Annotated in this window: 25 protein-coding genes and 7 pseudogenes; 14 read left to right on the top strand and 18 right to left on the bottom strand. The window is 67.1% G+C overall.

Annotated elements, in window-relative coordinates; all coding sequences use genetic code 11:
- Positions 1–26: 26 nt before the first annotated feature.
- Entirely contained in the window at positions 27–611 is a 585-nt protein-coding gene (locus M5I08_RS20075) for a TetR/AcrR family transcriptional regulator (protein ID WP_219068099.1), read from the top strand.
- On the opposite strand, the gene M5I08_RS20080 is transcribed toward M5I08_RS20075, so the two are convergent.
- The 3 genes from M5I08_RS20080 to M5I08_RS20090 all read right to left on the bottom strand — a co-directional run bounded on the left by M5I08_RS20080 (position 595) and on the right by M5I08_RS20090 (position 5,021).
- Positions 595–2,499: an ABC transporter family substrate-binding protein gene (locus M5I08_RS20080; protein WP_219068116.1), complete on the bottom strand. Its 1,905-nt coding sequence runs from the start codon at positions 2,497–2,499 to the stop codon at positions 595–597. The genes M5I08_RS20075 and M5I08_RS20080 overlap by 17 nt on opposite strands.
- A gap of 129 nt (positions 2,500–2,628) precedes the next feature.
- A complete protein-coding gene (typA, locus tag M5I08_RS20085) occupies positions 2,629–4,515 on the bottom strand; it encodes a translational GTPase TypA (RefSeq protein ID WP_219068098.1) in 1,887 nt (628 codons plus the stop codon).
- Between the two features lie 122 nt (positions 4,516–4,637).
- Positions 4,638–5,021, bottom strand: a complete 384-nt coding sequence (locus tag M5I08_RS20090) for a (deoxy)nucleoside triphosphate pyrophosphohydrolase (RefSeq protein ID WP_219068097.1) — start codon at positions 5,019–5,021, stop codon at positions 4,638–4,640.
- 52 nt (positions 5,022–5,073) lie between these two features.
- Between M5I08_RS20090 and M5I08_RS20095 the strand changes: the two genes are divergently transcribed.
- Complete coding sequence (locus tag M5I08_RS20095) at positions 5,074–5,358, top strand: 4a-hydroxytetrahydrobiopterin dehydratase (RefSeq protein WP_219068096.1); 285 nt, start codon at positions 5,074–5,076, stop codon at positions 5,356–5,358.
- Between the two features lie 290 nt (positions 5,359–5,648).
- Here the strand turns inward: M5I08_RS20095 and M5I08_RS26250 are convergent, their stop codons facing one another.
- On the bottom strand, positions 5,649–5,777 hold the full coding sequence (locus M5I08_RS26250) for a hypothetical protein (RefSeq protein WP_255564713.1): 129 nt from the start codon (positions 5,775–5,777) through the stop codon (positions 5,649–5,651).
- 78 nt (positions 5,778–5,855) lie between these two features.
- On the opposite strand from M5I08_RS26250, the gene M5I08_RS20100 reads away from it, so the two are divergent.
- Together M5I08_RS20100 and M5I08_RS20105 are read left to right on the top strand one after the other, a co-directional pair.
- Positions 5,856–6,038: a hypothetical protein gene (locus tag M5I08_RS20100; protein ID WP_219068095.1), complete on the top strand. Its 183-nt coding sequence runs from the start codon at positions 5,856–5,858 to the stop codon at positions 6,036–6,038.
- Between the two features lie 85 nt (positions 6,039–6,123).
- Positions 6,124–6,453 (top strand): transposase family protein, encoded by a 330-nt coding sequence (locus M5I08_RS20105; protein WP_219068094.1) that lies wholly within the window; start codon positions 6,124–6,126, stop codon positions 6,451–6,453.
- Between the two features lie 28 nt (positions 6,454–6,481).
- On the opposite strand, the gene M5I08_RS20110 is transcribed toward M5I08_RS20105, so the two are convergent.
- Positions 6,482–7,723: a mannosyltransferase gene (locus M5I08_RS20110; protein WP_219068093.1), complete on the bottom strand. Its 1,242-nt coding sequence runs from the start codon at positions 7,721–7,723 to the stop codon at positions 6,482–6,484.
- Positions 7,724–7,877: 154 nt separating this feature from the next.
- Here M5I08_RS20110 and M5I08_RS20115 point away from each other — a divergent pair, with 154 nt between their 5' ends.
- Entirely contained in the window at positions 7,878–8,504 is a 627-nt protein-coding gene (locus M5I08_RS20115) for a hypothetical protein (protein WP_219068092.1), read from the top strand.
- 70 nt (positions 8,505–8,574) lie between these two features.
- Positions 8,575–9,492, top strand: coding sequence for an Rv1157c family protein (locus M5I08_RS20120; protein WP_219068091.1), 918 nt, complete (start codon positions 8,575–8,577; stop codon positions 9,490–9,492).
- Between the two features lie 12 nt (positions 9,493–9,504).
- On the opposite strand, the gene M5I08_RS20125 is transcribed toward M5I08_RS20120, so the two are convergent.
- Together M5I08_RS20125 and M5I08_RS20130 are read right to left on the bottom strand one after the other, a co-directional pair.
- The gene (locus M5I08_RS20125) at positions 9,505–9,651 is read right to left on the bottom strand and encodes a DUF1059 domain-containing protein (protein ID WP_219068090.1); all 147 of its coding nucleotides are present in this window, start codon (positions 9,649–9,651) and stop codon (positions 9,505–9,507) included.
- Positions 9,648–10,229 (bottom strand): HhH-GPD-type base excision DNA repair protein, encoded by a 582-nt coding sequence (locus M5I08_RS20130; RefSeq protein WP_219068115.1) that lies wholly within the window; start codon positions 10,227–10,229, stop codon positions 9,648–9,650. Before M5I08_RS20130 ends, M5I08_RS20125 begins: the two co-directional genes overlap by 4 nt.
- A gap of 55 nt (positions 10,230–10,284) precedes the next feature.
- Here M5I08_RS20130 and M5I08_RS20135 point away from each other — a divergent pair.
- Positions 10,285–10,491: pseudogene (locus M5I08_RS20135) on the top strand (DUF4345 family protein); the annotation flags it as partial.
- 103 nt (positions 10,492–10,594) lie between these two features.
- On the opposite strand, the gene M5I08_RS20140 reads toward M5I08_RS20135, so the two are convergent.
- Both M5I08_RS20140 and M5I08_RS20145 read right to left on the bottom strand, forming a co-directional pair.
- Complete coding sequence (locus M5I08_RS20140) at positions 10,595–10,783, bottom strand: DUF5302 domain-containing protein (RefSeq protein ID WP_219068089.1); 189 nt, start codon at positions 10,781–10,783, stop codon at positions 10,595–10,597.
- A 15-nt stretch (positions 10,784–10,798) separates the two neighbouring features.
- On the bottom strand, positions 10,799–11,242 hold the full coding sequence (locus M5I08_RS20145) for a PPOX class F420-dependent oxidoreductase (RefSeq protein ID WP_219068088.1): 444 nt from the start codon (positions 11,240–11,242) through the stop codon (positions 10,799–10,801).
- Positions 11,243–11,286: 44 nt separating this feature from the next.
- Between M5I08_RS20145 and M5I08_RS20150 the strand changes: the two are divergent.
- Positions 11,287–11,847: pseudogene (locus M5I08_RS20150) on the top strand (DUF1697 domain-containing protein).
- Here M5I08_RS20150 and M5I08_RS20155 read toward each other — a convergent pair.
- Complete coding sequence (locus M5I08_RS20155; RefSeq protein ID WP_249763412.1) at positions 11,820–12,185, bottom strand: Rv1152 family transcriptional regulator; 366 nt, start codon at positions 12,183–12,185, stop codon at positions 11,820–11,822. The pseudogene M5I08_RS20150 and the gene M5I08_RS20155 overlap by 28 nt on opposite strands.
- Before the next feature lie 37 nt (positions 12,186–12,222).
- On the opposite strand from M5I08_RS20155, the gene M5I08_RS20160 reads away from it, so the two are divergent.
- The gene (locus M5I08_RS20160; RefSeq protein ID WP_219068086.1) at positions 12,223–12,936 is read left to right on the top strand and encodes an NAD-dependent deacylase; all 714 of its coding nucleotides are present in this window, start codon (positions 12,223–12,225) and stop codon (positions 12,934–12,936) included.
- Between the two features lie 344 nt (positions 12,937–13,280).
- On the opposite strand, the gene M5I08_RS20165 is transcribed toward M5I08_RS20160, so the two are convergent.
- From M5I08_RS20165 to M5I08_RS20175, 3 genes and pseudogenes are all read right to left on the bottom strand, one after another.
- Positions 13,281–13,934: a class I SAM-dependent methyltransferase gene (locus tag M5I08_RS20165; RefSeq protein ID WP_219068085.1), complete on the bottom strand. Its 654-nt coding sequence runs from the start codon at positions 13,932–13,934 to the stop codon at positions 13,281–13,283.
- Positions 13,931–14,671 (bottom strand): annotated as a pseudogene (locus M5I08_RS20170) (TetR/AcrR family transcriptional regulator). Before M5I08_RS20170 ends, M5I08_RS20165 begins: the two are co-directional and overlap by 4 nt.
- A complete protein-coding gene (locus M5I08_RS20175; protein WP_219068084.1) occupies positions 14,664–17,048 on the bottom strand; it encodes an MMPL family transporter in 2,385 nt (794 codons plus the stop codon). The pseudogene M5I08_RS20170 and the gene M5I08_RS20175 overlap by 8 nt, the downstream one beginning before the upstream one ends.
- A gap of 285 nt (positions 17,049–17,333) precedes the next feature.
- Here M5I08_RS20175 and M5I08_RS26255 point away from each other — a divergent pair, with 285 nt between their 5' ends.
- Complete coding sequence (locus M5I08_RS26255; RefSeq protein ID WP_255564712.1) at positions 17,334–17,465, top strand: hypothetical protein; 132 nt, start codon at positions 17,334–17,336, stop codon at positions 17,463–17,465.
- A 212-nt stretch (positions 17,466–17,677) separates the two neighbouring features.
- Here the strand turns inward: M5I08_RS26255 and M5I08_RS20180 are convergent.
- Both M5I08_RS20180 and M5I08_RS20185 read right to left on the bottom strand, forming a co-directional pair.
- Positions 17,678–17,885: pseudogene (locus M5I08_RS20180) on the bottom strand (SDR family NAD(P)-dependent oxidoreductase); the annotation flags it as partial.
- Positions 17,886–17,932: 47 nt separating this feature from the next.
- A complete protein-coding gene (locus M5I08_RS20185; RefSeq protein ID WP_219068083.1) occupies positions 17,933–19,006 on the bottom strand; it encodes a CaiB/BaiF CoA transferase family protein in 1,074 nt (357 codons plus the stop codon).
- A 258-nt stretch (positions 19,007–19,264) separates the two neighbouring features.
- Here M5I08_RS20185 and M5I08_RS20195 point away from each other — a divergent pair.
- Positions 19,265–19,816: pseudogene (locus M5I08_RS20195) on the top strand (enoyl-CoA hydratase-related protein).
- An 11-nt stretch (positions 19,817–19,827) separates the two neighbouring features.
- Here M5I08_RS20195 and M5I08_RS20200 read toward each other — a convergent pair.
- A complete protein-coding gene (locus M5I08_RS20200; protein WP_219068082.1) occupies positions 19,828–20,547 on the bottom strand; it encodes a CPBP family intramembrane glutamic endopeptidase in 720 nt (239 codons plus the stop codon).
- Positions 20,548–20,627: 80 nt separating this feature from the next.
- A pseudogene (locus M5I08_RS20205) lies at positions 20,628–21,776 on the bottom strand (NAD(P)H-binding protein).
- A 261-nt stretch (positions 21,777–22,037) separates the two neighbouring features.
- On the opposite strand from M5I08_RS20205, the gene M5I08_RS20210 reads away from it, so the two are divergent.
- From M5I08_RS20210 to M5I08_RS20220, 3 genes are read left to right on the top strand one after another with little or no spacing between them, the layout of a single operon-like run.
- The gene (locus M5I08_RS20210) at positions 22,038–23,078 is read left to right on the top strand and encodes a type III polyketide synthase (protein ID WP_219068081.1); all 1,041 of its coding nucleotides are present in this window, start codon (positions 22,038–22,040) and stop codon (positions 23,076–23,078) included.
- Positions 23,079–23,081: 3 nt separating this feature from the next.
- The gene (locus tag M5I08_RS20215; protein WP_219068080.1) at positions 23,082–23,582 is read left to right on the top strand and encodes an isoprenylcysteine carboxyl methyltransferase family protein; all 501 of its coding nucleotides are present in this window, start codon (positions 23,082–23,084) and stop codon (positions 23,580–23,582) included.
- Positions 23,579–24,595, top strand: coding sequence for an NAD(P)/FAD-dependent oxidoreductase (locus M5I08_RS20220; protein ID WP_219068079.1), 1,017 nt, complete (start codon positions 23,579–23,581; stop codon positions 24,593–24,595). The genes M5I08_RS20215 and M5I08_RS20220 overlap by 4 nt, the downstream gene beginning before the upstream one ends.
- 9 nt (positions 24,596–24,604) lie before the next feature.
- On the opposite strand, the pseudogene M5I08_RS27060 reads toward M5I08_RS20220, so the two are convergent.
- Positions 24,605–24,847: pseudogene (locus M5I08_RS27060) on the bottom strand (enoyl-CoA hydratase-related protein); the annotation flags it as partial.
- Positions 24,848–24,916: the final 69 nt, after the last annotated feature.

Below are 24,916 nucleotides of genomic sequence, written 5' to 3' on the forward strand. Positions count from 1 at the left end.
TGAACGCAGCTGGCTACTATCAACGGATGCCACCGCAGACCGCTCGCACTCGCCGCCGCGGCAAGGAGCTCGAGGACGCGCTCTACGACGCGACGCTGGCCGAACTTGCTGTCGCCGGCTACGGGGGCCTGACCATGGAAGGAATCGCGGCGCGAGCCCGGACCGGCAAGGCCGCGTTGTACCGTCGCTGGACCTGCAAGCACGACCTGGTCCAGTCGGCGCTGCGTTACGCGCTGCCGGCGCTGCCAGAGCCCCGCACCGACCGGTCGGCGCGGGAGAATCTGCTGGCCGTCTTCACCGCGCACTGCGACATACTTTCCGGCAAGACCGCGTTCCCCAGTCTGGCCATCATGAACCAGCTTCTGCACGAGCCGGAATTGCGTGCGATCTTCGCCGACGCCGTTGTGGCGCCCCGCCTGGCGATCACCGAATCGATTCTGCAGGCCGGCGTGGCCAACGGCGAGATCAACGCCGCCGCGCTCACGCCCTACACCGCGCGCGTCGGCCCGGCGTTGATCTACCAGCAAGTGCTGCTCACCGGAGCCCCGCCGAACAAGCGCCAATTGGAGCACATCGTCGACACCGTGATCACGCTTACTGCGCGGTTTTGACCCACTGTCCGGCGCCGCCGACGATGCCGACCAGTACCGATCCCGAAAGGCTCACACCCAGAACGCTGGGGCCGACGGCCACGATGGTGGTGTCCTGCAGAATCGGCAGCACGGCCGACATGTTCCACAGCCGCGGCTCCACTTCGTTGATGACGTCGTTGAGGTTCGCGGTGCCGGCCAGCGCGGCGTCGATGTCCGTCTGAATGCTGTGATCGCAGATGCCGGTGAGGTTGGATGGGGCCTGCACCAACGCCCCGGGTTCCTGCGCCTGGCGGGGTGCGGCCGAGGTAGGCGCCGTGGCGGTGGTCGCCGGAGTCGCTCGGCCCGCGACAGCGGGACCGGATGAGGCCGTCGGCGCCACCGCCGTCGACACCGCCGTCGCCTCCAGCGCAGGACAGCCGTAGCGGGACGCCAGCAGCGTGGCCAGGTTTCCCCCGGCTTCGCGCCAACCGACCAGGGCGTCCACCCGGTTGTTGACCAGAGCATCGCGGTACAACACCACCGGATCCAGCGCCAGCACGGTCGCGGCGATACCGACATCGCGCAACTGGTCGGCGGCGGTATTGGCCACTGCCACCGATGTCGGGTCATTCGCCGCCACGCCGATGACCAGGGAGAGCTGCTTGCCGTCTTTGCTGATACGGCCCCGGGTGATCTCTGGTGGCCCATTACGGGGCCGCGGCGCCGCCGAGGGCCCCGGCGGTGGCGGGGTGACCGACGCCGACGTGTCGTTTTCGATCTGATATCCGGATGCTTCCAGCAACGCCAACGCCTCGTTGCGGGTCATCGCCGGCGGCGCGGTCGGCACATAGCCGGGATCACTGGGCGAGCGAATTTGCGCCTGGTCCAGGGTGACGGTGTTATCGCTGCCTGCTCCGACGGCGGCCAGTAGGTCGACGTCAAGCATTCCCAGAATCGCCTTGCGCACCGCGGTGTCGGCCAGCTTGGGCTCGTTGGCGCGCAACGTGAGCTGCATGACTCGTGGCGTCATGATCCGCGCGGTCCGCACGGCCGGGATAGCCGACAATTGCGCGAAAGCCGCTGAGCCACCGTGCACTTGGGCCACTTGCGTGTCGCCGTTGCGGACCGAGTCGGCCAGCGCGGCCGGTGCCCCCGCTCGCCGGAACAGGATCAGATCCGGCTTGGCCGGCGGCCCCCAATAACGATCGTTGCGGGCGAGCAGGATTTCGTCGCGCTGCGGGTCGATGTTTTCCACCCGGAACTGTCCGCCGGTGACCGGCAGCGCGCTCGCCAATCCGGCCGGGAAACCGCCCGGCACATCCTTGACGATGTGCGCGGGCAAGATGTTGTTGAACAACTCCCGCCAGGCCGGGTATGGCCGCGAGAACGTGACGACCGCCTGCTTGCCGCCGTCGATCGACTGCACACCGGTGATCAGGTCATAGCCGGCCGGATCGACCACACCGGGTTGGCCGACCATCTGGCGCCACAGATACCACAAGTCGTCGGCGGCGATGGGAGCGTTGTCGGTCCACTGGGCCTCCGGCCGGATTTTGTAGGTCACCGTGAACGGGTTCTCGTTAGTCACGTCCGCGGACACCAGCAACGTCGGGTCCATCTCCCACCGGGATCCCGTCGGCGTGGCCGGGTCGGGCACCGGCCGGAATGCGCTGGGCAGCACCAGCGCCCCGATCGCGGCGTTGACCGCGGAAAGATCGGACACCAAATGCGGATTGAAGCCTGCGCCGATCGAGTCGATGCCCACGATGATCTGCGTCTTGCGCTGCGGCGGCGGCGGGACGCTTCGGGTGGTCTCGGTGCTCTGCGGGGCCGGTGGCGGACTGACCGTGCAGCCGGCCAGGGAAAGCGCCGAAACCAGCACGCCGATCGTCAGCCAGGCGCGGCGGGCTCGTTTCGGCACGCCCAACAGGGTATCGGGGCCCGGGCGGCTGGCCCCCAGAACCGCGCCGTATGCCGTCTCGGCCGCGCGCGTAACGCTACGGCGGGATCGTGGCGGATTTTTCGCCGCCGCGTTCGGCTCGGCGGGCAATACCACTTACGCACGGGCCTTGGCCCGTGAACGGCTGCGGGCCCGGTCGGTGGCGTCCAGCTGCACTTTTCGCACCCGCACCACCTCGGGGGTTACCTCGACACACTCGTCCGGCGCGCAGAACTCCATCGCCTGCTCCAGATCGAGCTCGAGCGGCTTGGCCAGGGTCTCGAAGACGTCGGCGGTCGAAGACCGCATGTTGGTCAGCTTCTTCTCGCGGGTGACGTTGATGTCGAGATCTTCCGGGCGCGGATTGATCCCGACGACCATGCCCTGATAGGTGTCTTGCCCGGGCTCGACGAAGAACTGGCCTCGATCGGCCAACTGAATCAACGCGAACGGTGTGATGGCGCCGGTCCGGTCGGACACCAGCGATCCGGTATGCCGGGCCCGGATCTCCCCCGCCCACGGCCGGTAGCCGTCGAACACCGCGTTGCCGATACCGGTGCCGCGGGTCTCGGTGAGGAAGTCGGTGCGCCACCCGATCAGCCCCCGGCTGGGGACCACGAAATCCATTCGGACCCAACCGGTTGCGTGGTTAGCCATTTCGACCATCCGGCCCTTGCGCGCGGCCATCAACTGGGTGACTGCGCCGACGTATTCCTCGGGGACGTCGATGGTCATCGCCTCGAACGGCTCATGCAGCTTGCCGTCGACGGTCTTGGTCACCACCTGCGGCTTGCCGACGGTCAGCTCGAACCCTTCGCGGCGCATCTGCTCGACGAGCACGGCTAGCGCCAGCTCGCCGCGGCCTTGTACCTCCCAGGCGTCGGGTCGGCCGATGTCGAGCACCCGGATCGACACGTTGCCGACCAGCTCGGTGTCCAGCCGCGACTTGACCATCCGCGCAGTCAGCTTGTGCCCGGACACTTTGCCCGCCAACGGAGAGGTGTTGGTGCCGATGGTCACCGAGATCGCTGGCTCGTCCACGCTAATTCTGGGCAGCGCAACAGGATTCGCGACGTCGGCAAGCGTGTCGCCGATCATGATCTCGGGTATTCCTGCGACCGCGACGATATCGCCGGCGATGGCCTCCTCGGTGGGCGAGCGCTCGACGCCCTCGGTGACCAGCAGCTCGGTGATCTTCACGGTGGCGATCACCGGCTCGCCGTCCACCTCTCGCAGCCACGCCACCTGCTGCCCCTTGCGCAGCCGGCCGTTGTGAATGCGGACCAGCGCCAGCCGGCCCAGAAACGCCGACGCGTCAAGGTTGGCCACCAACGCCTGCAGCGGCGCATCCGGGTTGCCGCTGGGCGGTGGAATATGTTGCAGCAGAACATCGAACAACGAGTCTAGATTGTCGCCATCGGGCACTTGGCCGTCGGCAGGCGCTGCGGTGCTGGCCACCCCGGCGCGCCCAGACGCGTACAGCGTCGGCAGGCCGAGCGCTCCCTCGGCGGCCTTGGCGGCCTCGTCGTCCAGATCGGCCGCAACGTCAAGCAGTAAGTCATGGCTGGCGTCGACGACATCGGCGATGCGTGCGTCGGGCCGGTCGGTTTTGTTGACGACCAGGATCACCGGCAGATGTGCGGCGAGCGCCTTGCGCAGCACGAACCGGGTCTGCGGCAGCGGACCCTCGGAGGCGTCGACCAGCAGCAGCACGCCGTCGACCATGGACAGGCCGCGCTCGACTTCACCGCCGAAGTCGGCGTGCCCGGGGGTGTCGATCACGTTGATGACGGTGACGGTTCCGTCGCTGTGATGACGGTGTACCGCGGTGTTCTTGGCCAGGATGGTGATGCCTTTTTCCCGCTCGAGATCGCCGGTGTCCATCACTCGGTCCGTCACCTCGCCGCGTTCGTGCAGCGCGCCGGATTGTCGCAACATGGCGTCAACCAGCGTCGTCTTGCCGTGGTCGACGTGAGCGACGATGGCGATGTTGCGAAAATCCACGCCTGTGATTCTGACAGTGCGAGTGGTTAATCGCGAAACCGCCCGGTGACGATGTGGGCCGCGCAGCGGCCCGAAGAGGAGCCGGGCAATTAACGGAGCGGCTGTGACCTGTACCGCTCTGGTCAGAGGATGCGGGTCAGCGCGGGCAGCCAGCCCCGGTCGGCGGGCACCCAGTCGATCTCGCGCAGCTGCGCCGCAGTCGCCCAGCGCAACGCCCGGTGGTCGTAGGGATGAGGTTCGCCGCGGACCAGACTCACCTGGTAGCCACGTAGCGTTGTCGTCGCGTTGAGTGCAATGTCGCCGCCCAGGCGTTCGCCGACCGCGACTTCGACGCCCAGCTCCTCGGCGAGTTCGCGGGCCAGCGCCTCGGGCTCGGTCTCGCCGGGCGCCACCTTGCCGCCCGGCAATTCCCAGCGGCCTGCCAGAGCGGGCGGCCGCTGCCGTTGTGCGACCAGCACCCGGGATTCGGCGATGACGGCCCCGGCGACCACGATCTGGTTCGGCATTGGGGGCGACGCTATAGCAGTCGCGGGCACCGAGCGACGTACGCTGAAAATTATGGCTGTATTAACCGATGAACAAGTAGACGCCGCACTGCCTGACCTCAAGGGGTGGGAACACGCGGAGGGCTCGCTGCGCCGGTCAGTCAAGTTTCCGGCGTTTCTGGCCGGTATCGACGCGGTGCGTCGGGTAGCCGAGCACGCCGAGGCTCAGGACCATCACCCTGATATCGATATCCGTTGGCGAACAGTGACTTTCGCGCTGGTGACGCACTCCGAGGGCGGCATTACCGACAAGGACGTCGCGATGGCGCACGACATCGACGGGATTATCGGGACCTAAGCTAAGCCAAGGGGCTGAAGGAGCATAAACCGGCGGTGCTACACTTCCCGAGCGCCTGAAAGCCGGTGCCCCACGGGGCGGCCGGGTCCGCATGCTGTTACGGTTACGCGTCGCGCTCTCGCCGCGTTACCATCGCGTCATGCTTATCGTGACCTCGCTCAAGATCGACCCCGCGGGTCTGCGCGCAGCGTCCAACCAGTGTGAGGTGCGAGCGTCCGAGCTGTCCGCGGTCGCGGCCCCGCCATACCGGCGGTATCGACCTGGCAGTTCGGGGCGAGCCGGTCCAACCGCTATCGCGCGGCCACCACGAAGACCTTGACCGCGTTCAGCACACGGATGCGGTCCACTGCCGACAGGCTCTCGAAAACGGCGGACAGCTTCGAGCGCAACGAAACCACGTCGGCGGAGAGGCTACACACGGTCGGCAACCCTTCGACGCCCTGATGTTCGCGGAGCCCCCGAGCTGCCGTGGTTGCCGGAGGTAGAGTCCGCCAGTTTTGATCACTAAGCCTGCCCCCGGTGTTTTCGCGATGGACAACCAGCTGTATCGCGAAGTGGCGCGTAAAACCCAGTCCGATCAGGCGCGCCTGCAAGCGGTTTTCGAGGAGGCCGAGCGCCGTCGTGCTTTAGGGCAGTCCTATACCCTCGGCGACTATCTGGCAGAGGATCCCGGCGAGTAAGAACAAGGCTTGAGGTATGCCGGACGGAATGCCCGCCAACAGGCCGGTGCCGGTGGCGATTTGAACTCGTTGGTCGAGCGACTAGTTGAAATCCACGCCCAACCCGTCGCCGTCGGCCGCGGCTGGCCCAACACCCGGAAACCGCATCATCGTCGCCCGCCACACCGTGGCACACCTGCTCGACGGTCGTGTCATCCTCGGCGACAGCGGATACCGCGCCATCACCTCCGATCACCACCCCGCCCCCGACCCCACCGGCCGAATCAACCACGACGACCACGACCGGGCCCACCGCCGCATCAGGGCCCGCGTCGAACACGTCATCGCCCGGCTCGAAGACTGGCAGATACTGCGACAATGCCGCCGCCGCGACAACCCCGTCAACCAATCACTACAAATCATCGCCGGACTGTGAAACCTCAAGACCAACAACCAATTACAGGTCACCACTTAGCCGCTCGCGGTCCACTCGCGGCAATCCAGGCCAGAGTCGCCAAGGTCGCCACGATGTAGACCAGCCCGGCCCAGGCCAGATACCACGCCCTGCCGTTCTGCCAGATCGTCGGTTGGGCAAAGCTGAGCAGCCACGGCACACCGATGATGGTCAGCGCCAACCACGTCCAGCCAAGAATGCGCGCACCGACACGCTCCGACAGCGGCCCGTGCAGCAGCCAGATCATCAACGGCACCAGCCACACCCAGTGGTGCGTCCAGGAAATCGGCGAGAGCAGCAGCCCGAACAACTCGACCACCAGCAGCATGCCGAGCCGGTCGTTGCCCAGTGCGCGCCAAGCCAGGACGGCGAGTATCGCGGTGATCGCAATCCCGGTCAGCACCAGCGGGCTGTAACCGGCGTCGTGGCCGAAGATCCGGCAGATGCCGCCGCGCCACGACTGATTGAACGTCGTGCAGATCGGTCCGATCCGGTCGGTGCTGAAAATCAGCTTGGTGAAGTATTGGCGGGTCTCGTCACCAATGACCAGCGCCGAGATCACAACGGTGGCAAAGAAAACGATCGCGGAAAACACCGCCGCAGCCCATCGGCGTGCACCGAGGAAATAGAGGCCGGTGATCGCCGGCGTCAGCTTTACACCGGCTGCCGAGCCAACCAATAGGCCCGAGAACCACCACCGGGTGGTGTAAACCGCATACAGGGTGGCCAGCACCAACACCACGTTGATTTGGCCGTAGTCGAACGTACTGCGCAGCGGCTCGAGCCAGATAGCGATCGCGGTCCACAGCATCGCCAGACCGTGGCCCGCGCCGGTCGCCACCCCGAGCAGCCGCTGGCTGATCCGGACCACGCCATAGAGCGCGACCATCGCCCCGACCTGCCAACAGAACGCGACCAGGGCGAACGGCAGAAGGTGCAGCGGGTAGAAGATCATCGCCGCAAAAGGCGGATAGGTGAACGGCAGCGGGAAATCCGGCGTCTGGTCCGCGTAGACGTACTGGTACAGGCTGCCCGCGTGATCGATGGCGGCCGCACCGCCGATGTAGACGTGCAAGTCGACGAAATTGGCTCCGTTGGGAGCCAGATACGTCCAGGCCAACCGCGCGGCGACGCTCATCACCAACAGCACCGGCCCGACAGCGCTGCGCGTGCTCGCCCGCCGACGGGTGGTAGCTGCCGCCGGGGCGGCCGAGGTGGTGTCTACCCGCACGACTCTAACGGGCCGCGACAAACCTGCCGTCGCCGCAGATTCGCCCGCCCGGTCACCGCAGTCACTCGTATCCGTAACGATCGAATAACCGCCACACGTGTCACTTGAGCCACGTCAGTAACCGGCGAACTATCAGCGCAGCAGCACCCCAGTCGTCGAGAACCTCAGGAGAGTCATGTCAAACATTTGGACGTTGTTCCGCGCCACCGCGGTTGTGGCGGGCTCGTCGGCCGCGCTGCTCATGGGCGGTCTGATGGGCACAGCCCACGCCGACCCGGCGGCGGCGCCGATACCGGCACCCGATATCGGGCAGCAGCTGATCACTTCTGCGGCCGGCGCACCCCAGGTGCTGCAAAACCTTGGGGCGGCCCTGAGCGGACAGCCAGCCACGCCACCGCCGTTGGCCAGCATCAGAGTTCCGCAGCCGTCGACGGCAGGTCTTCCGGGGGCCGCTTCCGCCGTGCCGGGCGCAAGCTCGCTGGTTCCGGGCCTCCCCGGCGCGGCGCCCGCGGCAACGACCGCTACGCCCGGGCTCGGGATTCCCGGTTTGACGCCGACCGCTCCGGCAGCGGCGCCGGCGGCCGGACCTGCGGGATTGCTGCCTCAGGCGCAACTCAACCTGCCGCAAATACCGTTCCTTGGAATCCCGCTGCCGCAGCAGATTTCGCTGCCGGGTGACCTGACCTCGCTGGTGACCGGCGGCGTCCCGGCTTCTCCTGGCGTCGGCACGCCTGGCGTGGCGTCTCTTCCCGTCGCCGCACCGACCAACCCGTTGCTCTTCCCGGTTTCCGGCTTGCCGTGACCCGCGTTGGCCGGCTAGCGCATCGCAGCGCTAGCCGGCCATCCCACCAACAACGACCAGGAGGACCACCGTGGTAATCAACGGGAATCTCATCAGCGGCTTCGCCGCCGCGGCCATCGCATGCAGCACCGCGGTGACCCTTAGCCCCGGCGCGGCTGCCGACCCGGCCCCGCCCCCGCCGATCCCCGCCCAACAGCTGCCGGGACTTCCGGCGCTGACCGAGTTGAGCCCGATCATTCAGCAGGCCGCCGGCAACCCCGAGCAGGCAACGCAGTTGCTGATGGCCGCGGCGTCGGCGTTCACCCACAATCCGACTGCGCCCGACCAATCGAAAAACGTTGCCGCATCGGTGAATCAGTTCGTCCAGGCACCCACCGCGCACATCGTCCCGCCAGGAGTGGAGCCGGGCGCTCAGGCGCACCTGCCCACGGGTATCGATCCGGTGCACGCTGCAGGCCCCGGGCCGGAGGCGGCACCTGCCCCGGCCGGCGCGAATGCCGTGCCGGTAGCCGCGTCGGCTGCACCGCCCGCAGCGCCGGCACCTGCGCCGGCCGCCGCAGCTCCGGGTTTCAGCCCGGACGCACCGCCCACGCAGGATTTCATGTATCCGTCGATCAGCAACGGCTGCTCGGCCGACGGCGGCAACGTGCTGGCGACCGCGCTGTCAGTGGCCGGGCCCGCGACGATCCCGACGCCGGGCCCCAGAGCGGGTCAGACCGCCTACGTGTTCACCGCGATCGGCACACCTGGACCTGCCGACGTGCAGAAGCTGCCGTTGAACGTGACCTGGGTGAACCTGACCACTGGCAAGTCGGGCAGCGTAACGCTCAAGCCGCAACCGGACATCAACCCGGCGGGGCCGACCACGTTGACCGCCATCGCCGACACCGGTTCGGGCAGCGTCATGTCGACGATCTTCGGGCAGGTCACCACCAAGGACAAGCAGTGCCAGTTCCTGCCCACCATCGGCTCGACGGTGGTGCCGTAACCCGGGTTGGCGTCAGTAAGCCATGAACAGGATTGTGTCGCGGTCGTACTCCAGGCCGGGATGAACACTGGCAAGGTGCGCCTGAGCAAGCTCGACCAAGTCGTCTTCGTCTTTGCCGACAATGGCCTCGCCACACAGACAGTTCAGGAGTGTCTTCACGTTGCCGCCTTTCCCTTTTGAGCTGCCTTGGTCTGCTTCTTGTATGACCGCACTTGCCCGAGCGAGCGGGCGTCGGCGATGTCGGCGACCGACATATGCGTGCCGGCCTTGCCGTAGTCGCCGGCAGCGCTGCGCCAACCCTTCGGGGTCACCGAGTACTGCTTGCCAAGCAGCGCCAGGAAGATCCGCGCCTTCTGCTCGCCGAATCCCGGTAGCGCCCAGAGTCGCCGTAGCAACTCAGCCCCGTCGGGGTCGCCTGCGGTCCACAACGCGGCGGCATCCCCATCGTACTTGTCCACGACGATCTGCGCCAAGGCCTGGATGCGCTTGGCCATTGAGCCTGGAAAACGATGTACTGCAGGCCTTTCCGAGCAGAGAGCGGCGAACTTGTCCGGGTCGTAGTCGGCAATCTGCGCTACGTCGAAGCCGCCCATCCGGTCGGCGATCTTCTTCGGGCCGGCGAACGCGACCTCAAGTGGGATCTGCTGATCCAGGACCATCCCGACCAGCAACGCGAACGGGTTCTCCGCGAGAAGCGCGTCGGCTTTCGGCTCCTGCGCTAGCCACAGCTTCACCACTCGACTAGCCAACCACAAGGCCTCTCGTATCGCCATCGGCGTTTACCACTTCGCGCTGGGGACGGCTTCGGTTCCCGGTGCGACGGACGCCAACGCGACGGTCGATTCGCGGGAGCGATTCTACTCGGCCTTTGTCGCCGGCTCTAGCCTGGCGTTGCTACGAGCCGCGTGCAAATCCCCGATCCGGGCCACCGATGTGCGTCTACTGGCGAGTCTGATGCTGTTGAGTGCGGTCGGGCGGTTGATTTCGCTGGCCCCCAATGGCCGGCGGCACTGGTTCCAGGAAGTGCTCATGGCAGTTGAATTCGTCGTTCCCGCCGCGATTTCGCGATTGCCGACACCGAAGTCACGGCCGAGCTACCCAACTAGCCGCTCTTACGCCGGAACTCTCGACGGCTCTCCAGCGGCCCGTGCGCACGCGGCTGCTTGGCACCACCGTCCTTGTGGCCGGACCCGCTCGCCGATTTCGCGTTCTTGCGGTCTAAGGCTTCTCGGAATTTGCGTTTGGCGCCGTCCTCCGACTCGGACTCCGGCCCCGCTTTGGATGCAGCCATACCCGCAAGCCTAGATCACCGCACACCCGGCGGCATGCCGTATACGTGCGCGATCGGCATCGTCAGCAAGACACGACGGTCCGTGACCATGGCCTCGCGGTATTCGTCCCAGTCCGGGTGCTCTCCGGCGATGTTGCGGTACAACGTGATTAGCGCTTCGACGGTGTCGTCGTCGCGGGCAAGCGCCGGTGATGTCAGCTGCGCCGTGCCCTCGGCAACGGCGTAGGACCAGCCGTCGTCGGCGCTGACCAGCAGCGAAGCCCGCGGGTCGCGGCGCAGATTGCGCGTCTTGGCGCGCGGCTCGGTGATCGACACTTGAACCGCGACGTTGCGGGGCTCGAAGTAGTACTGCACGTTGGACAGCTGTGGACGCCCATCACGCTTGACGGTGGCCAGCACGCCGAGGAAATTATCGGCGATCACCGCCAGCAGCTTGTCGTCGAACACTTGACGTCCCATGTCGAAAGCCTACTCATCATCGCAGGCCCGCTACCATCACGCTGATGGCCCGTTACGCGGTGTTTCTGCGCGGCGTCAACGTCGGCGGCGTCAACCTCAAGATGGCCGATGTGGCCGACGCGTTGACCGAAGCGGGGTTCGCAGCGGTCCGCACGATTTTGGCGAGCGGTAATGTCCTGCTGGAGTCCGGCGCCGGCGCGGATGCGGTGCGCGTCAAGGCCGAGAGCGGGCTGCGGCAGCGCTTCGGATATGACGCGTGGGTGCTGGTCTACCCCCTTGAGACGGTCCGGGCCATCGTCGACGGCTACCCGTTCGAGGCCGAGCGCGACTGTTACCAGGCCTACGTCACGTTCGTCAGCGATACCGGCGTGCTCGACCAACTCGCGGCGCTGGCCGACCACGCCGGGGCCGACGAGAAGATCAGCCGCGGACCCGATTCCGCGGGCGTGATCTATTGGCAGGTGGCCAAGAACCACACGCTGGACAGCACTATCGGCAAAACCATGGGCTAGGCGCGATACAAATCATCGACCACTACCCGCAACATGCGCACACTGGCCAAACTTCTGCGCGGATCTCAGTCGTTGGAGGTGGCCTCCAGGTAGCGCAGCGCCTCAGCCTTGCCGAGCCCGAGTCCCCGCGCGACGTCGAGGTAGCTGCGCGCGGCGGCGGCCATCGCGGAATCCGACGGGTCGGCGCGGGCGACGAATGTGCCGAAGCGTCCGCGCGTTTCGACGACGCCGGCAGATTCCAGCTCGCGGTAGGCGCGGGCAACGGTGTTGACCGCCAGGCCGAGCTGACCGGCCAGTTCGCGGACGGTCGGCAGCCGGGCGCCGGGCGGCACCGTGCCATCGCGGATCGCTTCGACGATCTGGTTTCGGAGCTGGTCGAACAGCGGGCGACCCGCTCGTCCGTCAACCTGTAGCCACTCCCCCAGCTCCACCTGCTCAGTATCGCGCAGTCCGGCTAATGTCGGCGGGGTGCGCATAACCGTCTTGTCCGGCGCCGGCATCTCGGCGGAGAGCGGCGTGCCGACATTCCGCGACGACAAGAACGGGCTGTGGGCGCGGTTCGACCCCTACGAGTTGTCCAGCACGCAAGGTTGGCTTGCCAACCCCGAGCGGGTTTGGGGATGGTATTTGTGGCGGCACTACCTGGTGGCCGATGTCGAGCCCAACGCCGGGCACCGCGCCGTCGCGGCCTGGCAGGACCACGCCGAGGTCACCGTCGTCACCCAGAACGTCGACGACCTGCACGAGCGCGCCGGCAGCTCGCCGGTGCATCACCTGCACGGCAGCTTGTTCGACTTCCGTTGCGCGACTTGCAGTTTGCGCTACACCGGCGAACTACCCGAGATGCCGGAGCCGGCCATAGACGTTGAGCCGCCGACATGCAGCTGCGGCGGTCTGATACGGCCCGACATCGTGTGGTTCGGTGAGCCGCTGCCCGAGCAGCCGTGGCAGCACGCGGTGGAAGCGACAATCGGCGCCGACGTGCTGGTCGTGGTGGGCACCTCGGCCATCGTGTACCCGGCGGCGAGCCTGCCCGAGCTGGCGCTGGCACGCGACACGGTCGTCATTGAGGTGAACCCCGAGCCGACGCCGCTGTCGAACAGCGCCACGCTCACCGTCCGCGAGACGGCCAGCAAGGCACTCCCGACGCTGTTGCAGCGGCTGCCCGCGCTGCTGAACTGAGCCTGCGCTGGCGTTATCGACGCTGCTCACAGATCGCGCATTCGCCACAGATCGCGCGCTGGACGCAGGTTCGACGGCACTGGTGTCGTTGCACCGGACGAGTGCGGCGAGTCCTGCTTGGTCGCCGGAGTACGTGTGACCTCGACCGCTGGCAGTACAAAAAGGACATTCGGCGTAGGGAGGAGCTGGAACGGCTCGGCTGGATAGCCATCCGGGTGATCGCCGATGACCAGCCGGCCGACATCGTCCGTCGCGTTCGCGCTGCGCTGGACTCTCGACACCCGAGCCTGCGCTAGCGGCGGCGAGCCTGCGCACAGATCGAATCCGCAGTCTCGGCGCAAGAGTTAAGCCGGACGCTTCGCCTGGCCCAGCACGAACTCCGATACCGGTAGCGGCACCCACACCGGCAACGCCTGCTCGATCCGGGCGTGGTCCACTTCGAACCCCGCGGCGCGGATCGACTCCCCGGTGTGGCGGTGTGTGTGGCAGTTACCCGCCAGCTTCGGCCAGACCGTCGCATCGGCCAGTCGCTGGAACCGGCCGCGGATCCCGCTGCTGGCCACATGCTCCAGATAGCGCAGCTCGCCGCCCGGACGTAACCACGAAAACACTTGGCGCAGAACTGAATCGGGATCGCTCACCGAGCACAGGACCAGCGAGCACACCACCGCGTCAAATGGCTCGGCGGCCGAGAAATCTTCCACCGCCGTGTCACTCACCACGACCGGCACCCGCGCGTCGGCGGCCGCGTCGCGCGCCCGTACAGCCAGTCGACGCTCGGGCTCGACCGCCACAACCTGCGTGACGGCGTCCGGGTACAGCGGGAAGTTGGTGCCGATACCCGCGCCCACTTCCAGCACCCGGCCTGACAGGTCGGCCAAATTTTCCCGACGCAGCGCGCGGATCTGGTCGGTCTCGTGGGCGGCAACGGTGGGCCAGATTCGAGCGAAGAACGGGTTGTCGACCGTTACCGGGGGCCGCTGGTAGGAAGCCGTCATGCTTGCAAGCCTTCTGTCCGTTTCTGTAAAGAGCCTACCGCCATCAACCATTCCACCGTCTGCTGCGGGGCGGCGTCGGCGCCGAGAAGCCTCTCCACGATATGCCCGACGATATGCCCGCAGAACACCGCACCGAGCACCCGGTTGGCGAACTCGCCTGCATCACCGTACGGCAGGTGGGGCTTGGCGATCAGCAGCGATGCCACCCCGTGCGCCGCACTCCACAGCTGCAGGGCGACAGTCGTGGCATCGCCGGGCGGGCAGCTGCCCTCGTCCATCAGCTTGCGCACGGTGGCACGCATGTGCTCGAACGCCGAGCCGGCCAGCGCAGCGTCGATATCGCTGCCCGACCGCCACTCACCCATCGTCGCGATCCGGTCGAGCTCCGGAGCCTCGGTGACGAACCGGACATATGCCAGCCCTGCGCTCATAGCACGTCGATAGTGCACGGTTGTCCGGTGGCCACCCGCTGCATTTCCTCATCCAGCTTCTCGAAGTAGCGGGCGCACACGGCGTCGAGCAGGGTGCCTTTGCCTTCGAAATGCAGATAGATCGACGGCGGGGTCACACCGACGCGGTGCGCCACCGAGCGAACCGACACCTCCTTGGCGTGCCCCGGTTTCAAGCAGGAGTTCAGTAGCGGCGTCCAGGATTTGGTCGCGGAGCAGCTCGCCGGATCCACGCGGTGCACGACGACGGCGGGAATTATCCGCTGCCGGGTGAGCTGGGCTAGCCACTGTCGGCGCCCGTCGCGGCGGTACCCCGGGCCCGCCCGCCAATGGACACTGCCGAGCCAACGTCTTCGCGGCGACGCCGGCCGGGCGGACGGTCAGCAGTTGCCGGCAGGGTGGCGCCGGCGACCGTCTCACTGATCCCGAACCGTTCGTGCAGCCAGCCCAGTCGTTTCGGTGCCCACCAGCTCCACTGGCCCAATACGTGCATGAATGCCGGAACCAGAAACATTCGCACCAACGTCGCGTCGGCCAGCACGGCCAGTGTCAGCCCGACGCCGAACATCCGCATAAACGACACCTGGGCGGGAATCAACGCTGCGAACGAGATCGACATCACCAGCGCAGCGGCAGTAACGACCCGGCCGGTGCGGGCCAGCCCGTGCGCCACACTTTCGTCGTTGTCGGCGCGTTTTGTCGTGTTGTCCGCCGTCGACGGGCGGGCCGCGACGGAAGCCAACCAGTATTCCCGCATCCGGGAAACCAGGAACACCTCGTAATCCATCGACAGGCCGAACGCGACGCAGAACAACAGCACCGGCATGTTGGCGACTAACGTCCCGGTGTCGGTTGTCCCGAACGCGCCGAGGTGGCCGTCCTGAAAGATCCACACCAGCGCGCCGAACGCCGCCGTCAGCGACAACACGTTGCACACCAACGCTTTTACCGGCAGCACCACGCTGCCGGTAAGCAGGAACAGCAGCGCGAACGTGATCGCGGCGATGAGTCCCAACACCAGCGGTAGCCCGGTGGTGATCGCATGCGCGCTGTCGCGGTTGATTTGGGCCAGGCCGGCCATCTCTACCGACCGGCCGGCCGGTCCGGCGACCTGGTGCAACCGGTCCAGCTGGTTATCCGAGGCTTGCGAGAACAGCGGGGCTGTGGTGGCGACGGTCAAAAATGCGCTGCCACTGCCCATCCCGGTGGGCGCGGACGGCGGCCCGACTCGGTTGCCGGCCGCGAACGTTCCAGTCGGGGCGGACACCACCGAGACGTCGGGCGCCCGGGACAGGTCGGCGGCGTAGCGGTCCAGGTCGGCAGTGCCCACCCCGCCGATGTCGGGGATGACGACGGGCACCGCCGTCGCCGAGTCGTCCGGGAAGTCGCGGCGCAGCTGGTCACCGACCGCATGCGCCGAGGCCGATTGCGGCAGCACCCGATCGTCGGGCATACCCCACTTCACGCCGAGAAACGGAACGCCGAGCAGCAGCAGCAGCGCAACGACGGCCAGACCGACCGGCACTGCCCGGCGTGTCACGAACTTCGTCGAGCGATACCAGAACAACTGCTCCACCGGGTTGTGCACGGGGTCGGGGCGACCGAGTATCCGCCGTCCGAGCCGGCGCACGTCCAGCGCGTCCAGCCGCGGCCCGAGCAGCACGATCGCCGCCGGTGTCACCACGATCGTCGCCACCGCCACGAGAGCCACGGTGGCGACGCCGGCGTAAGCGAAGGACTTCAAGAAGTACATCGGGAACAGCACCATCACGGCCATCGACAACGCAACGGTGGTCGCCGAGAACAGCACCGTGCGCCCGGCGGTGGCCATCGTCCGGATCAGCGCCTCGTCTCGACCGGTGCCGTCTGCCAACTCGTCGCGATAGCGGCTGACGATCAGCAGGGTGTAATCGATGGCGAGGGCCAGGCCCAGCGCAGTGCTGAGGTTCAGTGCATAGGTCGAGACGTCGGTACTGAAGCTGATCAGCCGCAGCACCGACGTTGAGCCGACGATCGCCAGCCCGCCCAGGGCGACGGGCAAGGCCGCGGTCAGCAGCCCGCCGAAGACCCACACCAGCACCAGGAAGCTCAGCGGGATCGCGATGGATTCCATCAGCAACAGGTCACGCTCGTTTTGGTGATTGATCTGGGCGTAAACGATCGCCACGCCGCCGGCACGGACGGTGACGCCGTCACGGTCGTACACCACTTGCTTCGCGATCGCCTTGGCGTAGTTCTGGGCGTAGTTCTCGCCGCCTTTGAGGTTGGCCACGATCAATCCGGATTTGCCGTCTCTGCTCACCAGATCGGCGGCCAGATGCGGCGGATTTGCGGCCGGTCGCGTCCACGCCGAAGACACGTTGAATACCCCGGCCGACCGCTTCAGCTGATCGACGGTGTCGGTGGCGACGTGACGGGCGTGGTCACTTTGGGCGCCGGCCGGCGCGGTCACCAAGATCACCAGCTGTTGGTCGCTCTGCCCGAACTTGTCGGTCAACAGGTGGATGGCCCGCGAGGACTCCGACTCCGGGCCCTGGAAGCCGCCGGCGGAAAGGCTTTTCGCGACGGGCAGCCCGAAGATTGCGGCCGCCACCATGAAAAGGCCTGCGACGAGGAGTATGCGGCGCGGCGCGGCTATGGCGAGGCGAGCCACTCCCTGCAGCATGCGTGTCCTTCCAGCGGTGGCTACCGCGCTAACTTAGCCATGCAATGTCAGGTGCAACCTCGACGCCCTGCCCGATAGACACCTACCGGTATCCGTGATGGTTCATCGTCACGCCGACCAACGGGGACATTTCGCGGAGCCCATCGGCTGCTAATTCGATACGTGACCAATATCCGGTCGGCCGGACGTGCCGTCCAGGACAACCCTACCCGGCGGTAATAATTGCCACCATTTTCCGAATCGTGACTCAAGGATTCCTTAAAGGCGACTTATACGCTCATGACCATGTGGATCGACGACTCGAGTGCCGACGTGATCAAAGCTGATTTCGAGGCTCTCTATCACGGCGACATGCTGGTAGAGGGCGAAACCTCCGAGCAACTCGAAGACTGGCGCCCGCTGCCCACTGCGAGCTGATCTGTCGTAGCGCCGGTCGGTGCGGGCGCTACCGAGACGAGGTACTGCCGGGCCCCAAACGCACCTGTGCCCTAGCCTCACTGTTCCGGCCCCCGCCCCTGGCGGGGATCTTTTTTTGCCCGACTCCTCAACAGCCGCACCGCGGCTGCATCGTCGTCAGGCGGCGGGGATCTTCTTTGCCGCTTACCGCTGCCCGCTCTGGGGGCCATCCGAATCGCGCCGTACTCGTCGGGCTTACCCAGCCGGCTGGGGTGCGGCACCTGCTGGCCGAGCGACTCCCTGGCCGGCTCCGGCAGGCCCGCCAGCAACGGAGTGTCGAACAGGCCCGGGGCGATGGTCATCGCGCGGATGCCCTTGCTGGCAAGATCGCGCGGTAGGCAGCGTCATGCCAACCACGCCCCCTGTAGACGCCGAGTAGGCGACGGTCGGGCCACTCCTACCCGAGCTAACTCACTGGTTGGTCGAGACTATACCCACTCGCTGAGGACGGCTTCGATGTCGGCTCCGGGCTGGCCGGGCGGGCGCGGCTCGCCGGGAGCCGTGCGCGAGAACCGCGGCGCCGGCAACGGCTGCAGTCCCCCGCCGGTCCGGTAGAAGGTATTGCGCTGGGTGATATGCGGTTCGGTCTCCACCTCACCGAAGGCCAACACAGGAGTTACGCACGCGTCCGAACCGGCGAACACCTTCGCCCAATGGTCGCGGTCGCGGCTGGCGAACACCTCGGTGAACCGGGCCCGCAGCTGCGGCCAGCGGGTGCGGTCGTTTTGCGCCGGCAGTTCGGCGGCGTCGAGGCCGAGTCCGGCCAGCATCGCCGCATAGAACTGCGGCTCGATGGCGCCGACGGCGACGTAGTGGCCATCCGAGCATTCGTAGGTGTCGTAGTAGGGCGCGCCACCGTCGAGCAGGTTGGTGCCCCGCTCGTCGGTCCACATGCCCGTGGCGCGCATCGCCCACATCATCTGCGCCAACACAGAGGAGCCATCGATCATCGCGGCGTCGATGACCTGGCCCTTGCCGGAGTTCTGTCGCTCCCACAGCGCTGCCAGAATCCCGACCAGCAGGAACATCGACCCGCCGCCGAAGTCGCCGACCAGGTTCAGCGGCGGCACCGGCCGCTCATTTGCCCGGCCGATCGAGTGCAGCACACCGTTGAGCGAGATGTAGTTGATGTCGTGGCCGGCCCGCTGATTACGCGGTCCGGTTTGACCCCAGCCGGTCATCCGGGCGTACACCAGCCGGTCGTTCACCGTGGCGCAGTCTTCCGGGCCCAGGCCCAGCCGCTCGGTGACGCCCGGCCGGAAACCCTCGATCAGCACGTCGGCCTTGGCGACGAGCTTGAGGACCAGCTCGCGGCCCTGCTCGGATTTGAGGTCGGCGATGACGGAGCGCCGGTTGCGCAGCATGGGGTCCGCACCACTTGCTCCTGGCCGGTCGATGCGCACGATGTCGGCGCCGAGGTCGCCGAGGATCATCGCGGCGTGCGGCCCGGGCCCGATTCCGGCCAGCTCGATCACCCGCAGCCCAGTCAGCGGTCCGGCCATCTAGCGACCTCCTTGTTCGAGTAGAGCAAAATCTCCGCGTGGCGACCGCAAGCGCGGCACAGCCGGGCGCAGCGGGTCGACACTGGTTCCGCGTGGCGACCGCAAGCGCGGCACAGCCGGGCGCAGCGGGTCGACACTGGTTCCGCGTGGCGACCGCAAGCGCGGCACAGCCGGGCGCAGCGGGTCGACACTGGTTCCGTTGGCATCTTCTCAGCCGGGCCGACCGGCGCTGCATCCCAGTGGCTTAGGGTCGAATCCATGACCGCCATCGATTCTGGAATCGACGCCCTCGCGCCCGTCACCGGGCTTGCGGTCACACTGGCCGACGGGGTGCTTTCGGTGACGATCGACCGTCCCGAGAGCCTGAATTCGCTGACGCTGCCGGTGCTGACCGGGATCGCCGATGCGATGGAGCAGGCAGCGAGCGATCCGCGGTGAAAGTGGTCCGCCTGGCTGGCACCGGCCGCGGCTTCAGCTGCGGGGCGGGCATGAGCGCCGACGAGGGGGCCGAGCTCATCCTGGCCCTCAACCGCGCGATTCGAGCCATCGTGGCGCTGCCGCAACCGGTCGTAGCAGCCGGCCGACGACTTCGCGGCCGAAGTGGACAAGGTGGTGTCCGGATTGCTGTCCGGGCCCGCGGTGGCGTTGGCCAAGACCAGGGAGGCCATCAACGCGGCGACACTGCCGGAGTTGGAGGCCGCACTACAGCGCGAACCGGAGGGTCAGCAGGTCCTGCTGGGATCGCCCGACTTCCGCGAGGGCGCAAGGGCTTTCCAAGAGCGTCGGACGCCGAACTTCACCGACCTCTGATTGCGGCGAGCTCACAGACCGAACAGCGGGGGCAGCGCGAGCAGCACGACCAGGCTCCACACGAAGTGGGTCACGATCGGCGCCAGCACGCCGCCGGTGGCGCGGCGCTCCCATGCGCACACCGTGCCCAGGAAAATAGCGGCAAATCCGAGCATCAGGTTGCCGCTGGCCAACGTGGCGGCCACGTACACGACGGTCGAGACGAGTACCGGATAGTGCCGGCCCAACGCGGTGTAGAGCGCGCCGCGGTAGAACAACTCCTCGGCGACCCCCCCGAGCAGCGCGACAGTCATGGTGAGCCGCCAGGATCCCTGGTCGGTGTAGTGCAACACGCGGGTGATCAACTCGGAGACCGCGGGCATCTCCCTGGCGATCAGCCCGCCGACCACGAAGACGCCGCCGACCACCAGACCCACGACGGCGCCGCTGATCACCGGACGCTGGTTGCGCCCACGCCAGCAGACGCCGCCCAGATGCAACGGGCCGGACGCGAATGCCCCGAGCGCCCATACGGCGGCCAGTGCCAGCGACAACCAGTAGAAGCTCGGCTCGCCGGGATGCCGGCGCATCGCAAGCCCCAACACCGCCGCGCCGAGTAGCAGCACGATCACCACAACAATCCGGCGGCGCCGCACGATGGAAGGCGGTTCGTTGTGCGGCACAGCGACATTGAGCATTGCGCGGCGAATTTCTTCGACAGCGCTGGGATGTGGACTTTCGACTTCAGTCATTGGCGCCGCTCCTCCTCATCGCTTCGCCCCTCGCCGCTGCGCGGCCGGGGATGCCCCCGTTGCATCGTCGCCGGCGCGGGTCATGCGACACGCACCTTCGGTGTCAGTGCGATCAGCATGTCGAGGCCGGTTCGAAGCGCACCGGCAATGGGGCCGGGGACGGCATCCATCAACGCGAGACCTGGCCGCGCGACCGACGGCGTCACCATTCCTGCGAGCCGCCGCAGCCGCAGCACGTCGCCGCCGGCCCACCCCGGGTCGCTATCGGCAAGATGGTGTGGATCAGCCAGCGCGTTGACCGGCAGCGGCCGGCGACTCGACAACGCCCGGGTGATCGCCTCCTCGACGGGCATCAGCCCGCCGGGCGGGTCGGGAACCAGATCGCGCAAGCCGGCGCCGGAGGCCTGCATCGGATGATCCAGCGATTCCACGAGATCGGCGGCCAGCCCGCTGGGCACCGGCAGCGCAACCGCCGTGACCCGTGACGCCATAGTGGTGCCCACCCCCGGCGCCGGCAGACTCGTGTGCCGCTTGCCGGAAACCCGCGCATAGGTTTTTAGCAGTGCATGATACGACGTCTGGTCCGGGCCGGCGATGTCGTATGCGCCCGCCGGAACTTGTCCGCTATCGGTGGCCGCAAGCAAGTAATGCAGCACGTCCCGGATGGAAATCGGGTCGATCGGGTTATCCATCCAGGCTGGAATCGGGATGACCGGGAACCGGTCACCGACGTAGCGCAACATCTCGAACGACGTCGAGCCAGCACCGACGATCAATGCCGCGCCGAGCCACACCACTTCTGGGCCGCCGTCGACCGTCAGCGTCTAGGCCACCTCGGCCCGGCTGACGAGATGTTCGGACAGCGCCCCGTCGTCGGGTTGGTCAGGGACGAACCCGCCCAGGTAGACGATGCGGCGCACACCGGCGTCCTTCGCCGCAACCGCGAGGTTGCCGGCGGCGGCCCAGTCGGCATCGCGGAAGCCGGGTTGACCGATCGTGTGGACCAAGTAGTAGACGACGTCGAGCGGGCCGGCGGCGGCGAACGCCGCCCGGACCGAGTCGGAGTCTGAGGCGTCCAGGACGACCGGGGTGACGTCATCAAACCAGCCCATTCGGGCCAGCCGAGCCGGGTCGCGGGTGGTGGTCACCACCTGATGGCCAGCCTTGAGTAAAGCCGTAACCAGCCGCGATCCCACGTAACCGGTCGCGCCGGTCACCAGAATCCGCACACCCTCCAACCTAGCGATCCCCGCTCACACTGGCGGACAATTCGCTGGTTGCGCCGGCGACGGCGCAGGCATAAACAAAGTTTTCCACCGTATCGACGGGACCGCCCGGCTCAACTTAGCGGGAGGTGCTAATGTGAAATCCAAGCGACTGTGGTTTAGTCCAATGAATTGGATTCACCAACCGAGCTGCCCAACGGCGACCCACCAGATGGATACATTAGAAAACGCGCCCGTCGGCCCGGTGCCCAGGGAGTAAGCCATATGACACCGTTTGCGTCCATCGCGTCGGCGGCGGTCGAATTTCCGCCCCACCAGGTCGGCCAGCAGGAGGCCCTGTCGGGCCTGACCGGCTTCGGCGGCCCGCAATTTGACCGGTTCGCCGCCAGCGCCAGCGTGCAGAAGCGCCGCATCGCATTGCCGTTGCCGCAATACGCCACATTGAGCGGCTTCACGGAAGCTAACGACATATTCATCAAGACCGCCATGGAGCTTGGCGAGCGGGCGCTGCTCTCAGCATTCGACGCCGCCAAGGTCAAGCCTTCCGAGGTCGACATCGTCTTCTCGACGACGGTCACCGGGCTGGCAGTGCCGACATTGGAGGCCCGGCTGGCGACCCGCGTGGGACTGCGACCCGACGTCAAGCGCGTCCCGTTGTTCGGGCTCGGCTGTGTCGCCGGGGCCGCCGGAGTGGCACGCATGTACGACTACTTGCTCGCGTTCCCCGATCAGATATCGGTACTGTTCGCCGTCGAACTGTGCTCGTTGACGCTGCAGCGCGACGACTACTCGATCGCGAACCTGGTAGCGGCCAGCCTGTTTGGCGACGCCGCGGCCGCCGTGGTCGCAAAGGGATCTGCCCGCACACCGACGGGGCCCAGGGTGCTCGCGACCCGCAGCCGGCTCTACCCCGACACCGAAGAGGTCATGGGCTGGAATATCGGCAGTAACGGCTTTCAGATCAAGTTGTCCACAGAGGTCGCGACCGTCGCCGAGGAGTACCTGGGCGAAGACGTCCGCAACTTCTTGAACGACCACGGCCTGACTCCCGCAGACATCTCGACATGGGTCTGCCATCCGGGTGGTCCCAAGGTGATCGACGCCGTCGAGCACGCCCTTGACCTTCCCGCCGATGCCCTAGATCACACCCGAAACTCGTTGCGCGATAACGGCAACCTTTCGTCAGTGTCGGTGCTGGATGTACTCCGCGCCAACATGGCCGACCCGCCGCCGCCGGGCTCGTTCGGGCTGATGATGGCGATGGGGCCGGGATTCTGTTCGGAACTCGTGCTGCTCGGCTGGTAGCTCGTGTACTACCTGCTGATCCTGGCGATCGGCATCGAGCGGCTGGTGGAGCTGATCATCTCCAGGCGCAACGCGCGATGGTCTTTCGCGCACGGCGGCAAGGAATTCGGCCATGGCCACTATCCGGTGATGGTGACGGTCCACGCCGCGCTACTGCTCGGCTGCGTCGGTGAGGTCTGGGCATTGCACCGACCGTTCATTGCCTGGCTCGGCTGGCCGATGCTGGCGCTGGTGGCACTCGGTCAGGCACTGCGCTGGTGGTGCGTGGCAACACTTGGCCACCGGTGGAACACGCTGGTGATCGTGATGCCGCAGGCGCCGTTGGTGCGGCGGGGCCCGTACCGGTGGCTGCATCATCCGAACTATGTCGCCGTCGTCGCCGAAGGTGTGGCGCTGCCGCTGGTGCACACGGCATGGCTGACGGCGGCGTGCTTCACGCTGGTTAACGCGTTGCTGCTCACGGTGCGAATCAGGGTGGAAAACGCGGCACTTGGCTACACATGAGTTCCTACGACGCCGACCTGTTGATCGTCGGGGGTGGCCCCGGCGGCCTTGCCACCGCATTGCACGCCCGGCGGCAAGGGCTTTCGGTGATCGTCGCCGAGCCGCGGGCAACCCCGATCGACAAGGCCTGCGGTGAGGGGCTGATGCCCGGCGGCCTCGCGGAGCTGATTGCGCTCGGAATCGACCCACCCGGCCTGCCGTTTCGGGGCATCGCTTACCTGAGCGAGCACCGTCGCGCCGAAGCGCGCTTTCGCGGTTGCCCGGGCCGGGGGGTGCGGCGAACCACATTGCATGCCGCGTTGGCGGCCCGCGCGAAAGAACAAGACGCCGAGTGGATTTCGACGCGGGTCACCCGGATCGACCAAGACGCGGACGGCGTTAGGGCGGCCGGAGTGCGGGCGAAATGGTTGGTAGCGGCCGACGGGCTGCACTCGACGGCGCGCCGGGCCGTCGGAATCAACGCGGTGGCCGGAAATCCGCGGCGCTACGGCGTGCGCTGGCACTTTGCTGTACCTGCATGGTCGGAGCTCGTCGAAGTGCACTGGTCGCCCCGGGGAGAGGCGTACGTGACGCCGGTGGAGCCGGAGCTGGTCGGCGTGGCGATTCTGTCGCGGCACCGGCCCGACCTTTCCTGGTTCCCGCGGCTGGCCGCCCGGTTGCGCGGCGCTGCGCCGGCGCGGCCGAGCGGCTGCGGTCCGCTGCGCCAAGTAGTTTCGCGCCGGGTCGCCGGACGGGTGTTGTTAGTCGGCGACGCAGCGGGATACGAGGATGCGCTGACCGGCGAGGGCATCAGCCTCGCCGTCAAACAAGCCGGCGCCGCCGTGGCAGCGATCGTCGACGGCACGCCGTCGTCCTACGAAGCGGCGTGGCACCGGATTACCCGCGACTATCGCCTGCTGACCCGCGCGCTCGTGCTGGCCACCGCGCCGCGGGCAGGCCGACGCGCGGTGGTGCCGGCAGCCAGCCTGCTCCCCGGCGTCTTCGGCCGAGCGGTGAACACGCTGGCGCGCTAGGTTGTCGGACTAACGCGCCTTCCAGACCGGCGAGCGTTTTTCGGCGAACGCCAGCGGGCCTTCTTTGGCGTCCTCGGACTTGAGCACCACGCCGAATTCGCGTTGGGTGCGGGCCCAGCCGGGTTCCTCGTCGGGGACGGCGCCGTAGGCGATCCGCTTGCAGGCCTGCACCGACAACGGCGCATTCACCGTGATCCGCTCGGCCAGTGCGAGTGCGGCTTCCAACACCGTGCCGTCCGGGACAACCTGGTTGCTTGTTCGAGCGCGTCGCCGACGGCCGTGCTCACTGCGCCGTTGGCCGCGTTGCGGGCCTCGGGCCGG

This window comes from Candidatus Mycobacterium methanotrophicum, assembly GCF_023515995.1.
Taxonomy (GTDB): Bacteria; Actinomycetota; Actinomycetes; order Mycobacteriales; family Mycobacteriaceae; genus Mycobacterium; species Mycobacterium methanotrophicum.

Coding starts and splice junctions, on each gene's coding strand:
- M5I08_RS20075 (WP_219068099.1), top strand. CDS start 27: ATGCCACCGCAGACCGCTCGCACTCGCCGCCGCGGCAAGGAGCTCGAG.
- M5I08_RS20090 (WP_219068097.1), bottom strand. CDS start 5,021: ATGCCGAACCAGATCGTGGTCGCCGGGGCCGTCATCGCCGAATCCCGG.
- M5I08_RS20095 (WP_219068096.1), top strand. CDS start 5,074: ATGGCTGTATTAACCGATGAACAAGTAGACGCCGCACTGCCTGACCTC.
- M5I08_RS20115 (WP_219068092.1), top strand. CDS start 7,878: ATGTCAAACATTTGGACGTTGTTCCGCGCCACCGCGGTTGTGGCGGGC.
- M5I08_RS20140 (WP_219068089.1), bottom strand. CDS start 10,783: ATGGCTGCATCCAAAGCGGGGCCGGAGTCCGAGTCGGAGGACGGCGCC.
- M5I08_RS20145 (WP_219068088.1), bottom strand. CDS start 11,242: ATGGGACGTCAAGTGTTCGACGACAAGCTGCTGGCGGTGATCGCCGAT.
- M5I08_RS20165 (WP_219068085.1), bottom strand. CDS start 13,934: ATGACGGCTTCCTACCAGCGGCCCCCGGTAACGGTCGACAACCCGTTC.
- M5I08_RS20175 (WP_219068084.1), bottom strand. CDS start 17,048: ATGCTGCAGGGAGTGGCTCGCCTCGCCATAGCCGCGCCGCGCCGCATA.
- M5I08_RS26255 (WP_255564712.1), top strand. CDS start 17,334: ATGTGGATCGACGACTCGAGTGCCGACGTGATCAAAGCTGATTTCGAG.
- M5I08_RS20185 (WP_219068083.1), bottom strand. CDS start 19,006: ATGGCCGGACCGCTGACTGGGCTGCGGGTGATCGAGCTGGCCGGAATC.
- M5I08_RS20200 (WP_219068082.1), bottom strand. CDS start 20,547: ATGACTGAAGTCGAAAGTCCACATCCCAGCGCTGTCGAAGAAATTCGC.
- M5I08_RS20210 (WP_219068081.1), top strand. CDS start 22,038: ATGACACCGTTTGCGTCCATCGCGTCGGCGGCGGTCGAATTTCCGCCC.
- M5I08_RS20220 (WP_219068079.1), top strand. CDS start 23,579: ATGAGTTCCTACGACGCCGACCTGTTGATCGTCGGGGGTGGCCCCGGC.